The organism is Pseudomonas huaxiensis (assembly GCF_003231275.1).
Classification (GTDB): domain Bacteria; phylum Pseudomonadota; class Gammaproteobacteria; order Pseudomonadales; family Pseudomonadaceae; genus Aquipseudomonas; species Aquipseudomonas huaxiensis.
In genome coordinates this window covers 209,857-224,574 of sequence record NZ_QKVL01000004.1, presented here as the reverse complement: position 1 = coordinate 224,574, position 14,718 = coordinate 209,857, and the positions used below count along the sequence as shown (strand labels likewise).

Below are 14,718 nucleotides of genomic sequence, written 5' to 3'. Positions count from 1 at the left end.
TTCTCCAGGTAGGTGATGGCCATCAGGCCGATGGGGACAGCTCGACTGTCTTGACTGGTTTGGTTTGTTTTTTCTTCTTGCTCTTGGCCTTCGCCTTGCCTTTCTTGCCGCCGTTGCACTCGATCAAGGTCCTCCAGCCTCCGGTGGTGAAGGTGTGCTCCACGCTGTCGACCAAATAGTCGCCGTCGAGCCCGTCCTTGAAGCCCGCCGCCCTGATCGTTTGCTCGGCGATCAGGTCGGCACGCCCAGCCATTTCCAGGCGAACCCCCGCCGTGCTCCGGTTGAATGCCGCCAACCGCGCCTGGGCAGCCTGTTGCGCTGCAGTTTCGTTCGGATAGACATGCCGCTCGGTATGCACTGCCGGCAGGGAGCTGGGAGCTTCATCGTTCGAGACATCGACAGTCTTCAGTTCGCCGGACTTCTTGTCCTGGTACTTGGCCTGGACGGCCTTGTTTGTGGTTTTGTCGCCAAGCCGGAACTGGTACCGGCTGACGTCATGCCGCGTGATCGTCACGACGGGCAGGGTCTTGCCGCTCGCGCTCTTGCCGTCCTGCCGTGGCAGCACCAGCAGCTTGCCCTCGGCGACCTTGGCCGTGCTGTCGTACTGCTTGGCCAGCCGCGTGATGAAGTTGAAATCCGACTCGTTGAACTGGTCGACCCGTGGCACCTTTGTCTGTACCGGGCATACCGCCTCCCATCCGTTGCGCGCCGCGATGTCCCGGACGATCTGTTGCAGGGGCACGCCCTCCCAGCTGCCGCTGCGCGTCGTCTTGCCGGATCCGCGCATGTCGCTGGCTTTGCCCCGGATCACGAGTTGATCAGGCGGGCCGCTCAGCTCCACCTCGTCGACCGTGTAGCGACCGAGCCTAACCAGCGCCTGGCCGGCGTAACCCATCGAGATCTCGATCGAGGCCCCACGTGACGGCAATGCAACGGCCTGGCCTCGATCGTCGATTCGCAGTTCGAACTCGTCGGACTCCAGCCCGGGCTTGTCGGAGGTGCGCAGCATCAGCAGGCGGTCATTGATCAGCGCGGTGATATCGCGCTTGTCCGCCTCAATGCGAAATACCGGTGTCATTGCTCAGCTCCAGAAATGAAAAGCCCCGCTTGTGCGGGGCGTGTGGGGTGCGCGGCCAGGTCAATCCCAGAGCCGCACGGTCGCATCGGTGGCAACTTCGATATCAGGCAGCACGATCAGTACACCCGCGCTGTAGGGCTGCGCGATATCAGCCAAGCCCTGATTCGCGGCCAACACCGCTTCCACCGTGCCCACCAGGTGCCCGTAGTAGTGCTGGCACAGGGTGTCCAGCAGATCCCCGTCAGATGTTCTGCAGGTCGTCGCCATAGCTCACAAACTCCAAGCTGAAGCCCTGCCGGCGAGGGATCCCTCCGGCGAGCAGGTTGCTCTGTTCCTCATCAACGCTCAGTAGGCACCAGTTGCCCAGGACCTCGCCGTATCCTGTCGTGAGCCCTAGCGGTTGCAGTGCCCGGCCGAAGCTGCGCAACGTGTCCAGTTGCTTGATCCCGGCCTTCTGCCCTGGGTAAACGACGCCCCTGATGCTGAGCTTGTCATCGCCCTGGCCAACGCTCTGCTGCGCGATCGAGCGCGATAACCGTTCTTGGCCAGCCCAGCGGAATGCCGTCTGTCGCCGCAGCTCATCAAACGCTGCAGTGTCCAGGTTGAAGTAGTACGGCTGGGAGTCGGGCTTGAGCGGCTGAATGATCAGCAGGTGCGGGAAGGGCTTCACCGCGTCGACCGCCGGCGTCTGATCCGACGCAAACGATGCGGTCGGCATGATGCTGTCCAGGGAAGGGCTCACCTTGCCGGCGATCTTGTTGATCGCCGCCCCGGCTTTTGCGGCCTGTTCCTTCAACGTACCCAGCCGTTCTTGCACCTGTGCAACCGCTGACGTCGCCTGGCCATACATCGACGCCACCCGTCCGACCGTCTCCTGGGCGGCGGTGATACCACGCATAGTGCGCTGCAGCTTCGCACCGATAGCAGGCCCGACGAACGGGATACCTTCCAGTTCCGAGGCCGCACCCGTGATATCGCTGATGGCCCCGTTCACCGGCGCTAGCATTTCATCAGCACTTCGCCGGCCAGCCTCTCCCGCTGCAACCAAGGACTTGAGCCCTGATTGCAGTTGCTCCATATAGGCCATGGGCCCTCCTTATACGTGTGGCTCATCGCTCAGTTGGCGAACCTGCTGCTGACGCGCGAAGTCCTCCATCTGCCGTTGGATGTGCGGCCAGATTTCCTGAGCCATCTGCGCGGGATCTTTGACGTCGCCATGCACGTTCACCGGAATGTTCGGTGCGAACGTGAACGACTGCTCGACCTTCGGCGCCTCCGGCTTGACCGCTGCCGCCTTGGCCAACTCCGGAACGCTCGGTACCGCTGCAGGCGCAGTAGCCAGATCCCGCACAACATCACCCATCGCCGCCGACTGGGATTGGGGCTTGACCAACTCCGCGCCGGGGAACCTCACTCGATTCTCCGTCAGCGCCGGCAGGAGGAAAGGATCTTTCGAGTTCGGGTCGCGTGGGTCATACGACACCTGCGGCGCCAAGGGCTGGGCCACCGCCGGGGGTATCGCGACCGGTGGCTGAGCTATCGGTACCTGAGGCTTAACCAACGCGGCGCCGGGGAAACCCACACGGTTGGCAGTCAGCGCAGGCAACAGAAACGGGTCTTGCGAGTTGGGGTCGCGGGGATCGTAAGACACGGTCGCTACCGGCTTGGTGACAGTCGTCGCTGCCGGGGGCAGCTCTGCCTGGGCTACTGCTTCCTCTTTCTTCTCGCCGAACAACGCCTTGCCCAGCCACGAGCCGCCCTCCTCCCCCGCCATTCCGCCGATGATCGAGCCAGCAATGCCGCCAATGGCCGTGCCGATCACCGGCAAGATCAGCGTTCCCAACGCCGCACCGGCCGCCGCCCCCGCCGCCGAGCCCGCTGCCCCACCCAGCAAGCCACCAAAGCCTTCGGCCTTTTCGTCCTGGGTATGGGCGTTCATTGCGAGATCGACCGCACCGACGCCCAAGTCGATCACGTTCATTCCCGGCAACCGCTTGCCGGCTTTGGTGAAGTTTCGGGCAGACTTGAACATGTCACCCACTGCACTGGTCGGTGCAACAGGGACCTTGGGGACCTTCGGCACATCAGGAACCTTGGTGACCTTCGGCACCCCTTTGGGCCGGCCAGGCCGCTGGGGAGGTCGTGGCCGACCAGGACGGCGCCGAGGACGACGACGGCGGTCCGGCGCGCCATCGCCCCCGCTACCAGTCCCACGGCCGAAGGCGTCCGCATTGACCACGAACACCTTCTGCGTGTCCCCCACCTTCGGAAGCGACTCGCCTGCACCGTCGTTGCCTGCACCGCGCAGGCGGTCCAGCAACCCAGGCTTGCGGCTCGTCCCCGGCCCCCTCGATCGCGATCCAGCGGCGTCACCAGCAGCGGAAGCGCGCTCGGCCAGACGCTCCAGCACGTTACCGCGGCCAATGTCGGCCAGGCCCTTTGTGATCCGGTAACCGCTGATGATCGACTTCAAGGCCAGATAGCCTGCCACGATGGCCCCGATTCCCATCACGGCGACCTGGGCGCCGTCCGACAAGCTGACCAGGCCTTTTGCCACCCAGCTGATTCCCTTCGCTGCCGCGTCCGTCGCAGGACGGATCGCGTCCCCGATAGACCGCATGGCCTCGTTGATGTCGTTCTTGGCCTCGGTCCACATCTGCGCCGACGTCTCGCGGCGCTCCTGCAGGTTCTTGTCGAGGATCCCCGTGGCATCCTGAGCATCCTTTTTCAGCTGCTCATATAGCCCTCGGTTTTGCCCGTATGCCGTCAGCGCAGCCTTGACTTGCATGTCCGCAAAAATGTCGCCGGTCTTGAGACTTTGTTCCAGCGCCTCCAAGGCCTTAATGGCCTTTTTCGGGTCGACCTCCTTGTCAATCTTCGCCTGAGCGTCAGCCATCTTCTTGGCCTTCGCCGGGTCCGTCGTTTGGACGTACTTCTGCGCGAGGGCCATGGACGATTCCAGAACCGACATGCCCTTCTGGATACCAGTGTTGAGCGATGCCTGGTAGTCGATTCCCGCGTCCTTGTAGGCTTTGACGACGTCACCGGCGCCGATCTTTTCGATCCAGTTCTTGAGGTTGTTGGCCGCTTCGTCCGAGCTGCCGGCAGTTTTCATCTGCACCTGCAACATTGCACCGAGCTGGGCCACCGCCTCGGGACCGGTGCTACCGGTTTTTTCCATACCGGCCAGCAACACCGGGAACCAGCGGGCCATGTCCGAGGCTTCGAACGAACCCGCCTGGCCCTGCAGGGCGATCCCTTCCAGGGTCTTTTCCATAACCTTGGGGTCGCTGATCTTCGCGTTCTGCTCCAGGGCCTGGATCATCGACGCAACGTCGACGCCACTGGCCCCCTGCCCTACTGAGAACTTGGCTGCCACGGTGGAATAGGACAGGGCCTTGTCCAGTTCCATACCGGCACCGACCAACTGGTTGACCAGGTCGGCAACACCATCACGGCTCATCCCGGTATCCTGCGATACTTGGATGATCTGCTTGGCCATCGCCTGCTCTTCGGGCTGATTCGCCACCCCGGCCTTGATCGCAATATCGCGGATCGTGGCCTGGTACCCTGCACTGATCATCGTTGGGATGGTCACTGCTGCAACCGCAGCCGTGGCCTTGCCTACCGTGGACTTGGCCCCCTCCTTGCCCTTGTCCAGTTGCTGCCGGCCTTTGACTTGCAGATCCACGGCTTTGGCCGTCCGGCCGAGGCGCTGGTATTCCTTTTCCAGCCGGCCAACCTGGACGCCCTGTTTGCGCAAGGCATCCAGGTTCGCGTCCAACCGGCGGAGCAGACCAGCGGCCGAGGCCGAGCCGGTGTCGTGCGCTTTCTTCCACTCTTCCCTGAGCTTGATCGTCTCGCCAATCGTGCTCTTGAGCACCTTGGCCTTGTTGCCTTTCTGTTCCAGCTTTGAAATGCCGTTTTCGGCAGTCTTCAAAGCAGACCCAAACGACGACGCAACTGCGCCGCCGATCACTAGCGAGAGCGCCAGATTGCTTGCCATTGCTCACACTCCCCGGGCTCAGTCCGTGAGCCACCAGACCATGTCCGCGTAGGACATGGTCATGATTTCAGCAGCGGAAAAGTGCAGCTCTTGGGCGAGCCGCTTTGCTGCCAGTTTCTGCCAGGCGGCATTAAAACTCGTCGTCTTGCACCAGACGAAAATAGCCGGTCTGCAGGCGGGTGTAGTCTTTCAGCGTCAGCCCTTCCAGATCCTTGGTACCGACCTCGGCCAGCGAGGCGAACAGGTTCAGCTCGCGCTGCTCGTCGTTATCGCCACCCGTGGCCTGGGCGTTGCGCAGGTCGCGCACGGTGGGGGCACGCAGGCGCAGTTTGTCGACCTGGATGCCGTTGGCTTCGGATGCCTTCGTCAGAGTCACGGTAACGCTGTCTGGGGTGATGACCAGCCAGCTCGGGGTCTTTGCTTGAACGCCCATAGATGCAGTCCTTACGAGTAGTGAGAGGGGTTAGAGGCCGAGGGCGGAGCGCTCAGCGGCCAGTTGGTCAACACCGTTGATGACGCGCTTCATGCCGAGAGGGTCGATTTCGTACATGACGCGGCCGTCGAGTTCGAGCTTGTAGTACGTCACCGCGACGTTGTGCTTGATCTCTGCCTTATCACCAGGCTTCCAGTCCCCCATGTCGACTTCCTTCAACGCACCACGCAGCGTCACCACCACTGCGGTGACTGCGCCTTTGAGCCCGCGATAGGAGCCCCGGAACGTGCCGTTGAACGCGGTACCGTCAGCCAGGCCGAAGAACCGCATCGAGTCTTTACGAACGCCGGTAGTGACGAAACCGGCTTCCATCTTTTCCATGCCCTGGATGATCTCGATCGGCACATCCATGCCGCCGACGCGATGCTCTTCCATCTTGAGCGTGAGCTTGGGGAGCGTGAGGCTCGGCACGTCACCTTGAAAGCTGATGCCGTCGACGAACAGGTTCAGGTTTGAGAGGGTTTGAGGAATCATTGCCATTGCAGGGGCTCCTTAGGAATTCTGGTCCAGGACTTCGGTCAGCCACTGGTTGGTGACCTCGACGCGGAAATTGGGGTTTTCAGCAGGCGGGACATCGGTAAAGCGGATGTTCCAGTACACCTTGCCCTGCTCCAGTTGGCTGGCCGTGTTCAGGTCGGGGTCAGCGAACACCTCGAAATTGATGATTGCGCCCTGGGCCTTCAGGTCGCGCATGAAGTTCTCCAGGCCCTCGGTCACGTCCTTGACGTAGGTCGCGGTGATCGAGCGGTCCACGGCCCACTTGTGCCCGTAGAGGATCGCATCCATGACGATATCCATGGTCCGGACACGGGTGACGAACGCCCATTTCGGATCACTCGACAGCGTGCGGTTGCCCCACAGGCGGTAGCCATCGTCGCGGATGATGGTGGTGATATTGGCGTTGTTGAGCAGGTTGGCCCGGCAGGTTTCGTCGCCGTCGAGGAACTCGACCGAACGCGTGGTTCCGGTGATGCCCACGAACTCCTTGTTCGACGGCGAGGCCCAGAAGCCATATTCGTTGTCGGTCCAGGCGAACAGGCCGGCGACCCAGGCCGACGACGGCGAGTTAACCGTGGCGTCGGCCGAGGTGTCCCAATACTGCACACCCGGGTCGACCAGATACGCGCGCTTGGCGCCGAAGTTCTCCGCGTAGGCCAACGCCGCCTCGTCGGTAGTGCCCGGGCCGTCGATGATGGCAATACCGCGCAGCTTGTCGGCTAGCGCCACCAGGGCAGTGCCGACGGCCTGGGTGGCGCTGTGCTTCGGGGTTACCAGCAGGCGCGGCTGGGCGTTGAAACGGCTTTTGCCGTCGAGCAGCGCCTGCAGGCCGGTACGCTTGCCGTCGACAAGCACCCCGCCGATGATTGCGGATGTCTGCGCGGCCGCGTCTTCCAGCTTCGCCACGCCGCAGGCGACGATCACCGCCTTGGCGCGGGCATAGATGGCCTTGCACGCTACGGTTATGGCCGAGGCCGGACCGAAGGCGGCGACGGCTTCGCGCTCGTTGGTGATCAGCACCAGGTCATTGGCCTTGGCCGTGGCATCCACCCCGGGGGTGAAGGTGTCGACCAGGCCGATGATCGAGGACGACGGGAGCGCGATATTGCGCGCGCCTGTGTCGACGTTCGTTACGGTAACGCCGTGAAAGAAACCACTCATGTGAACTCCAGATATGGAAAAGCCCCGAAATCCGGGGCTGAAGGGTTGAAGCCGGAGACAAAAACGCCCCGGCAGTGCGGGGCGTCAGCCAAGCAATTCGGCCAGCCAAGGCGGCTGTAGCGGCCGCTGTTCAATGTCGGGAAAGTGTTCAGACTCCGGCCAATCGCGCAAAAGTTGCAGAAACGCCAGCAGCGTTGCGAACTGCTCGGTGGTCAAAGTCGTCGGCCGCCCCAGATCCTGCTCATCGCGGTGCCGCTCACGCAGCCAGCTCACCTGCGTAATCGCGGAATCGCGCCAAGCACGCTCCTTGAGCACCGCATATTTCGGGTCTACCGGTGGATCAACCAGCTCCAGATCGCCGCCAATACCCACCCGAATAACCTGGCCGAGAGACAGTCCCTGCAGCAACTCAACCCGGCGGGCCGCCGAAACTTTGATTGCATCTGCCGGGATCTGCCCTGATGCATGAACCAGCGTGTCGAAAAACCCGGTTTCGCCCGGGCTGTAGAAAGTAGTCATTTGCCCCCCTTACTTACCAATCACCAGGTAGCAGATCTGGCCACCGGAGTTCGTATAGTTGTTCTGCACCCGGATCACGGAGTTGGAGACGATGGTGGCCCCCGGGGCGTAAGACGATTTCGTCGACATGGTCGTAAAATTCATGGTTGCGAGCACTCGCCAGGCTGCGGTCGGAAACGTCAACGGCAACGGTATGTCCACCGTTGGACCGACAACATCAGGTGCGTCGATCGCCTGGGGCACGCCAACCGCACGCCCCCACTGCACAATCAACCCACCCATCCAACTCGGGAAAGCGATATAGCCGTTATCGGTGAGCAGTGCGGAAAAGCCGGCGCGGAGCTTCTTCGGCGTGACAATGACAGCATCGTCAGTGCCCGCATCGACTTGCGTCTGCGTACCAATCCTGGCCCAGCCAAACGCGTTTTCTGTCGCTTGTTTTACAACCGCCGCGATTGCTTGAAAGACCCGCAGGGCACTCATGGGGCGTTCGTTATCAGCGCCGGCCTCGGCCATGCCTTGAGTTGCCACCACAAGGCCTAGCGTCGGATTGCCGTCGAGGCCGGCGGCGTTAGAGATGCTGAGCCCAGCACCGGCGACAGCAATCGACCGCACCTCGATCACGCCACCGCCAAGGTGCGCGTAGAACCCTAGACCCGCAACATCCCCCATCGTCTTCAGTGCTTTCGGCACGCCTTCCAGGCCTGCCCAGGGAAGCTTGCTCAGGCCAGATCCGACTCCGGACAGCACCCCCTCAATGGCGACCCCAGCCGAAGTGATGCGAACGCCATTTCCAACCGCCCAAGGCTGATCACCCAAGGCGAGGAAAACGCTTTGAATTGCACCCGATCCTCCGACAAAACCCATACCCGCTTGAATTGCCCCCCGATCATCTGTGCCCAGCACCCCGATGTTCCATGCTTGAGCCCCGCTCTGCTTGAGGAACATGTTGTAGCCATCGAGCCAGAAGTTTCCGAGAACGGTCCCGCCTTTTTTGCTCAACGCATCGGTGATGCCGTAGTCCGCCAGGGTCGTAGGGTTCCAACCTTCGACGACCAGCCCGCGCTCATTGATTCGTACCTGGGTATAAGCGCCGGGCGTTTTGTCGCGAGGCAAAACATTCAGTAACGATGTATCAACGTACTCTCGCGTTGCCAGAACCACGGACGGGTCGATCTTGAGCTGCACGTTGGCCGTACTGGTGACAATGATATTCAGCCGCACGACTTGCGTTTTGCCCGTACCCTGGGAGAGCAGCGGCTTGAAACTCGGTGCACAGTTTGCGACCGCCACCAGATCGCCAGCAGCGTCGTAGAGACCGATTTCGCGGATCCACCAGCCGCCGGCATCAGGCGGTATGACCTGCTCGGCGATGATGATGCTCGCATTGCCCGGGTCAACCTTCAGCTGATTCAAGGGAGCCCGACGGCGTTCGTTAATCAGTTTGGTCTGGGTGCGACTTGGAATGGGCTCTGCCCCATTGGCATCACCGACGCCCATCTGGGCGAAGGTCCATGGCACACCCAGGGCATCTGCATTTGCCTGCTTGGCCTCCCCCACTGCGGTGAGGATGGCGAAGAACTGGCTGTTCTGGTCAGTCATGAGTACACGTCCAGGTATTCGATTTGATGGTCACGGCCGACATGGCCAGAGGTACCCACTACTGCAATGTCGCGGGGCATCGGCGGGTAAACATCGATTTCCTCGCCTTCGGCCAGCCCCGCCGCCACGCGTAGGTAGCCGCTGCTGGAAAGTGCGATAGCCAAGCCAGTGAGGTGCCGACTGACTGGCTTGGCGTCATCGATCAGTCGCGTCAGCTCCGCATACATTTCTTCAGTGATACCCTGATCGAGGACTCCGACTTGGAGTGCAAAGGTGCCGGGCACTCCCTCAGGGTGGGTTTGCCACCACTCGAGGACCTCGATCAGGTAGCCCAAGGGCTCAACGACTCTGCGCAGCGCGCCAATCGTTCCCTTGCGCGTATGCACGTAGAACGCCGAGCGAATCACCGAGCGCTTTACAGCCTCGCTCCAGCTCTCTTCCCAGCGGTCCACCGACCAAGCCCAGGCGAGCTGGTGCAGCATATGAGCCGGACAGGTGTCAGGGTTGTAGAGAGTGCGCAGCGGGAGGTCGGGATGGTCGTGGTTAGCGGCCTCGATAGCGCGCTCCAGCAACGTGCTGTTGAGCGGTAGCAGGCTGGACATGTCAGCTACCCCATTCGACGGTGAAGCCAGTGCACCAGGCCGCCTGCGCTTTGGTCGGGGACAGGTCCTGCCAGTCAATCAGCTCAACCCGGCTCACGCCGGCGATATGCAACTGGGCGTCAATCGCAGACCGGGCGATCTCGACGCCGAGGCGGCGGCGCGGGTTGATCCACGCCGCCAGACGACGCCGGCATTCGGCCAGCGCGGCCTCCGTCTCCGGGCCGCTGCCGGACTTGTACAGCACCGCATCGATTCGGTAGTGCAGCACCTCGGCGCTTTCAACGAACAGCCGGTCACCGACCGGACGCACGTCGTCATCGCTCAGCTTGACCCGCACGGCCTCCAGCAGCTCCGGGCTGGCCCTCCCTTTGTCCTCCAGCGACAGCACTGTTACGGTAACGACCGCCGGCGACGGGCTTTCCGCCGTGGCGTCCGCGACCAGCCCCGAGGCGTTGCGGGCATGCAGGATGTAGCTGTTGCGCGGGCCGGCCGTGGTCAGCCCCTCGTAGACCAGCTGGACACGCTCGCGCAGGGCGTCGTCTTCCTCGAGCACCTGCAGCGTCGGCGGCGACGTGCTCAGGTCTTCGGCTTGCACCACCAGGCGCTTGAGCTCGACGTTGGCCGCCAACTGGTCAAGGTCGCTGCCCCGGGCGTAGGCCAGCAACAGGGCCTTGGCCGCGTCATTGATCCGCGCCCGGTTCTGCAAGCGCCGATAAGCGCCCAGCTCCAGCAGCTTGGTCACCGGGTCGCTTTCAAGGTTGGCTGTCCAGTTATCCCCCATGAACGTCTGAAAAGTCGCCAGCTCCTGCTGATACGTCTCCTCGTAGTCCAGATCCTCCAGCACCTGCGGCGCCGGCAGGGCCGACAGTTCAACAGTGCTCACGCGCTCACCTCCAAAATCTGGTTATCACCCAGGTACTGCCCCGTCAGTTGCAAGGTGATCTGGCCGCCAACGACGGCCGTCACCCGTACCCGCTCAAGCTTCAACCGGGGCTCCCAGCGACCCACTGCCCGGGCGACCTCGGCCTGTACAGCGCTTTTCCAACCCTCATTGACCGGCAGGTCGACGAACCGGCGCAGCTTGCTGCCGTACTCCGGCCGCATGCGACGACTGCCAAGGGAGGTGGTGAGAATGTCCTCGATGGACTGCCGCAGGTGGGCGATGCCCGACAGCGGCTGCCCAGTGTGGCGGTCCACTCCGATCATCGATTACTCCTCGGGAACCAGGTCCTGGTGGGAGGCGAGATATTCCAGTCCGACGGTATCGTCCGCCATGGTCGCCACGATGCCTTGCGCCACCGACAGCAAACGCCCGTCCGGCAGTTGCAGCACTCGGGAGGTGTAACGGGTGTCGCGGTAACGCAAGGCCGGGCCGGGCTTGGGCTGCGGCTGCGGCGGGTGCACAACCTCGAGGTCTTTATTTCGCATGTTTCCTCCAGGAACGAAAAAGCCCGCACTTGGCGGGCCTGTTGATACAGATGGATCAGTGCTTGTGGTTCGGTGTGTTGCCGGCGGTGTCGATGATCTTGGCACCGCCGAGGATGTCGCCGGTGACCTGCAACTTGCCGTTGACCTGGACGTCACCGGTGAGTGTGATTGTGGTCGACGTAGCGGTGATGGCGTCATCCGTGACAACCGCAGAGCTTCCTCCCACTCGCACCGTTGCGGTGCCGGTCGGCAGGTCGATGCTGTAGGTGTTGGCCTGCCAGTCATACACCAGCGACCCGCCGTCGTCGAAACGCCAGACTTCGACGTGGTCGCGGTTGTCCGGCTGGTCACCCGCATTGCCGTACAGGCCGGGCACGAACGTGCCCTGGGCGGGCTCGCCGCTGGGGCTGATCAATGCGCCCTGCTCGCCCAAGCTAGGCGACCGCCAATGCCGCGCCTTGCCGGCCGCCTGGCTGTGCCACCGCACCCAGGCGCTAGTCCAGCCGGCGCCATCGGAAACCCGCACCATTGCGGCTGCAAGGTCTACTGCCACGACCCTGCACGGGATGATCAGGCCCGCGATCATGCGGTCATGGGCTGCGCTGGCCTGACTCATTCGAGGGACTCCGGAGCAACATACGCGCCCTGCTGTCCCGATCCGGTATCCGGCACGAAGCCCAGCATCAGGCTACTCGGCGGCTGGTTCGGCCAAGGCCACTCTTCCTCCCCGAGGTACAGGGTCTGCGTCCATTCAACGACCCAGACCGCGTAGCCATCCAGCTCCGGCCGCGTGAAGTCCTGGGAGGCCTGCAGGAACTCTGCAGGCTCGACTTCCTGACCCCAGGTCTGGAGACGCAGCAACACCGCCAGCCGGGAAGCAATGAAGGCAGCTTGCCGATAACATTCCGCCTGCTCGGCGCCGACGATTGCCCTGGCCTCGAAGCGAGCAACAACCGCCGTCTCGCCGGTTCCTTGATCTCGCCCCGGATCAAGCCCCACCAGCTCCAGCAGCACCATGGGAACTGGCAGGGTGGTCATGTGCGCGGGCATGAAGCAAACCGCCTCAAGCCCGGGTATGGCTTCCTGGACATGATCCTCGATCGCCTGATACAGGTCGTCGAGACTAAAGGTTTGATCAGACACGTCAGGCCCCTTTCAGCATCTTCTGCATTTCGTAGTTGAGTTCTTGCTCCAGGATCTCCAGCAGCCGTTGGTTAGCCCGCCGCGCCCAGGCGTCAAAGTGAGGCCGGACGCCCTCCAGCGAGAGCTTGGCCTTGGCCAGGGGAAAGCGACTGTCGTTGCCGTCCTCGTAGAGCCAACCATTGCCGCCCCCACCTGAGGCGGTCTCCGGGTAATCGCTGGCCTTGAAGTGCTTGCTGGCGGTGCGGATCCAGATGTCCGGCTTGTCGCCGTAGACCTTCTTGTAGAACGCCCCCTCATAGCGGCGACCTGCAACCGAAACTCCGGTCCGGGTCTGCCGCGCCCGACCAGCACGACTGGCCTCGATCGCGTTGATCCCGAACCAGAGCTTGCCCTGGCCGTTGCTGTTGACCGGATAGGCCCGGAGCCGTTGTCGCACCGCCGACTGCGCGATCCGCTCCTGTTGCCCGATCGCCCGGGCAATGTGCGTGCGCATCCACCGCAACGTCTTGTTGATCGCCCGGCGGTGCGCAGCAGCGAAGGCTTTCGGCGCGAGCGTGCCGAACCGGGTGAAGCGCTGCTTGTCCGAGCTGGACAGCTGCAGCGTGAGCATTCCGTGCTCGGACTTGTTCTCGAAGTAGCTGCCAACGCTCATCGCACCTCCCTAAGCACTAGGTTGACCCAACCGGTTCCATCCGGCTCAAGCTTGACGATGATGTACGTCCCGCCTCCGTCTTCCGGGGGCAGGTCCACCACCAGCCGCTGCGGGGGAGCCACGCCGGCAGCGTCGGCAACCCTGATCGAAAAGGTCGGCTCCCTGACCTGGGTCTTGATCTGACCCAGCTTGGGTTGCAACCAGGGGACCGACATGAAGCCGGGTACCGCCTGGTCTCGCCCATCGATCAAAGCCTCATCACCCATCACGGCCAGCAGCTGCTCATCCATGGCAGCCACCTGCTCACGAAAGCCCATGGTCACTCCCCGTCGTCTTGATCATCCTTGGACGGGAGCTGGCCACGCTTCGCGATCTTGCCCTCGGCGAGCAGCATCTCGGCCAATTCCTTGCTGGGCGGGGTGTAGACCTCATCTTGGCGAATGACCTTGGTTCCGTCCTGGATGCAGCCGTCCACCACCACGTACTCAATCTTTGCGGCCATGTCACACCACCTTTGCGTAGAGGAATGCGTTGGGTTCCAGCATGCCCGCCAGCGCAGCTGCCTGAAGCTTCAACCACCGCGCACTTGGCTCCTTCGTGACCCAGCTTTTGGGAAAACGAGCCGCTTCGACCAGGCCGCTCTCGATGGCTTCCAAGTCCTGAATCGCTCCGTAAAGCATGGCGTTGCGGGTATTGGTCGAGCCAAGAATCAACCCGCCAGCGGGGATAACCGGCTGCTCGTTCTCATCGTCGTCCAGATACCACTCGTCGTAGGCATACAGGTCCACGCCCGGATCGTTGAGGTAGCCCAGGTAGGTGACACCATCTGGCAACTCCTCGGGCTTGATCAGGCCCATGTCGACTCGACGGGAGTTGAGCTGTTTCAGAACGGTGTCGTTGCCTTGGAAGGCGTCCTGCGCCTCGGCGCTCAGCACCGCAACGTTGGCACTCCGACCGGAGTCCTTGGCCACCAACCGCCGCCACTGCCGCAGATTGGCGATAGGATCGGAATCACTGGTGTTCCAGCGACCGTTTGCCAGCGTAACTTTGTGGGTGTCTTCCATGAGGAAATCGATGGTGTCATCGACCCCATCGCCAACTACGCGAATACGCCCTGTGGTCAACGCTTGCGCGCACATCCACTCTTCTCGACGAGTGATTTCGCTGTCCAGATCCGTCAGGTCACGGCCCAGCTGCTCTCCGGCGCGATCGAGCGGAGTCCGCGTGGAGAACGCCGTCTCGCCAGCGCCACGCTTGAGGATCAACTCTGCGCGGGTTTCGCGCTTCGGCTGGATGTAGGGCGGCCTGTAGGTCGACGAGCTGAAACCCGTGCGCTGCGAAACACTACCCGGAAGCGTCGGGTGTACGAACGGCGCCATCTTGCGCTGGCCTTTGACGATGTCGATGGTCACAGCCTCGGTCCCGAAGGTCGATGGCGCGCCGCCGTTAAAGAAGGTGTTCATCAGGAAGCGCCGTGGCAGAGCCATCTGCTCTACCGCTTCCAGCATGGTCAGGGTGTCGAAAATGTCAGTCATG

Annotated in this window: 19 protein-coding genes; all 19 read right to left on the bottom strand. The window is 62.6% G+C overall.

Translation table 11 applies throughout. The features are described 5' to 3' along the window. Window positions 1-22 precede the first annotated feature (22 nt). The 19 genes from DM374_RS07520 to DM374_RS07430 all read right to left on the bottom strand — a co-directional run bounded on the left by DM374_RS07520 (window position 23) and on the right by DM374_RS07430 (window position 14,717). Window positions 23-1,078: a phage late control D family protein gene (locus tag DM374_RS07520; protein WP_110969299.1), complete on the bottom strand. Its 1,056-nt coding sequence runs from the start codon at window positions 1,076-1,078 to the stop codon at window positions 23-25. Window positions 1,079-1,138: 60 nt separating this feature from the next. Continuing rightward, the gene (locus DM374_RS07515; protein ID WP_110969298.1) at window positions 1,139-1,345 is read right to left on the bottom strand and encodes a tail protein X; all 207 of its coding nucleotides are present in this window, start codon (window positions 1,343-1,345) and stop codon (window positions 1,139-1,141) included. Continuing rightward, window positions 1,320-2,165, bottom strand: a complete 846-nt coding sequence (locus DM374_RS07510; protein ID WP_177431527.1) for a phage tail protein — start codon at window positions 2,163-2,165, stop codon at window positions 1,320-1,322. The genes DM374_RS07515 and DM374_RS07510 overlap by 26 nt, the downstream gene beginning before the upstream one ends. A gap of 9 nt (window positions 2,166-2,174) precedes the next feature. Next, window positions 2,175-5,084, bottom strand: a complete 2,910-nt coding sequence (locus DM374_RS07505; RefSeq protein WP_110969297.1) for a phage tail tape measure protein — start codon at window positions 5,082-5,084, stop codon at window positions 2,175-2,177. Between the two features lie 130 nt (window positions 5,085-5,214). Beyond that, entirely contained in the window at window positions 5,215-5,517 is a 303-nt protein-coding gene (locus DM374_RS07500) for a phage tail assembly protein (protein WP_110969296.1), read from the bottom strand. Between the two features lie 30 nt (window positions 5,518-5,547). After that, a complete protein-coding gene (locus tag DM374_RS07495) occupies window positions 5,548-6,057 on the bottom strand; it encodes a phage major tail tube protein (RefSeq protein WP_110969295.1) in 510 nt (169 codons plus the stop codon). 12 nt (window positions 6,058-6,069) lie between these two features. Continuing rightward, window positions 6,070-7,236: a phage tail sheath subtilisin-like domain-containing protein gene (locus DM374_RS07490; RefSeq protein ID WP_110969294.1), complete on the bottom strand. Its 1,167-nt coding sequence runs from the start codon at window positions 7,234-7,236 to the stop codon at window positions 6,070-6,072. Between the two features lie 84 nt (window positions 7,237-7,320). Next, window positions 7,321-7,755 carry a tail fiber assembly protein gene (locus tag DM374_RS07485; protein WP_110969293.1) on the bottom strand — a complete coding sequence of 145 codons (435 nt, stop codon included), beginning with the start codon at window positions 7,753-7,755 and terminating at the stop codon, window positions 7,321-7,323. Window positions 7,756-7,764: 9 nt separating this feature from the next. Then, window positions 7,765-9,357 (bottom strand): phage tail protein, encoded by a 1,593-nt coding sequence (locus DM374_RS33670; RefSeq protein WP_225422456.1) that lies wholly within the window; start codon window positions 9,355-9,357, stop codon window positions 7,765-7,767. Next, on the bottom strand, window positions 9,354-9,959 hold the full coding sequence (locus tag DM374_RS07475) for a phage tail protein I (RefSeq protein ID WP_110969292.1): 606 nt from the start codon (window positions 9,957-9,959) through the stop codon (window positions 9,354-9,356). The genes DM374_RS33670 and DM374_RS07475 overlap by 4 nt, the downstream gene beginning before the upstream one ends. Window position 9,960: 1 nt before the next feature. Then, window positions 9,961-10,842 carry a baseplate assembly protein gene (locus tag DM374_RS07470; protein ID WP_110969291.1) on the bottom strand — a complete coding sequence of 294 codons (882 nt, stop codon included), beginning with the start codon at window positions 10,840-10,842 and terminating at the stop codon, window positions 9,961-9,963. After that, the gene (locus tag DM374_RS07465) at window positions 10,839-11,165 is read right to left on the bottom strand and encodes a GPW/gp25 family protein (RefSeq protein WP_110969290.1); all 327 of its coding nucleotides are present in this window, start codon (window positions 11,163-11,165) and stop codon (window positions 10,839-10,841) included. Before DM374_RS07465 ends, DM374_RS07470 begins: the two co-directional genes overlap by 4 nt. Before the next feature lie 3 nt (window positions 11,166-11,168). Further along, complete coding sequence (locus DM374_RS07460; protein WP_177431521.1) at window positions 11,169-11,387, bottom strand: hypothetical protein; 219 nt, start codon at window positions 11,385-11,387, stop codon at window positions 11,169-11,171. 55 nt (window positions 11,388-11,442) lie between these two features. After that, the gene (locus DM374_RS07455) at window positions 11,443-12,003 is read right to left on the bottom strand and encodes a phage baseplate assembly protein V (protein WP_110969289.1); all 561 of its coding nucleotides are present in this window, start codon (window positions 12,001-12,003) and stop codon (window positions 11,443-11,445) included. Then, window positions 12,000-12,530 (bottom strand): hypothetical protein, encoded by a 531-nt coding sequence (locus DM374_RS07450; protein ID WP_110969288.1) that lies wholly within the window; start codon window positions 12,528-12,530, stop codon window positions 12,000-12,002. Before DM374_RS07450 ends, DM374_RS07455 begins: the two co-directional genes overlap by 4 nt. A 1-nt stretch (window position 12,531) precedes the next feature. After that, window positions 12,532-13,182, bottom strand: coding sequence for a hypothetical protein (locus tag DM374_RS07445; RefSeq protein ID WP_110969287.1), 651 nt, complete (start codon window positions 13,180-13,182; stop codon window positions 12,532-12,534). After that, window positions 13,179-13,499, bottom strand: a complete 321-nt coding sequence (locus tag DM374_RS07440) for a head-tail joining protein (RefSeq protein WP_110969286.1) — start codon at window positions 13,497-13,499, stop codon at window positions 13,179-13,181. Before DM374_RS07440 ends, DM374_RS07445 begins: the two co-directional genes overlap by 4 nt. Window positions 13,500-13,501: 2 nt before the next feature. Next, window positions 13,502-13,684 (bottom strand): hypothetical protein, encoded by a 183-nt coding sequence (locus DM374_RS07435; protein ID WP_110969285.1) that lies wholly within the window; start codon window positions 13,682-13,684, stop codon window positions 13,502-13,504. Between the two features lies 1 nt (window position 13,685). Beyond that, complete coding sequence (locus tag DM374_RS07430) at window positions 13,686-14,717, bottom strand: major capsid protein (RefSeq protein ID WP_110969284.1); 1,032 nt, start codon at window positions 14,715-14,717, stop codon at window positions 13,686-13,688. Between the last annotated feature and the right edge of the window lies 1 nt (window position 14,718).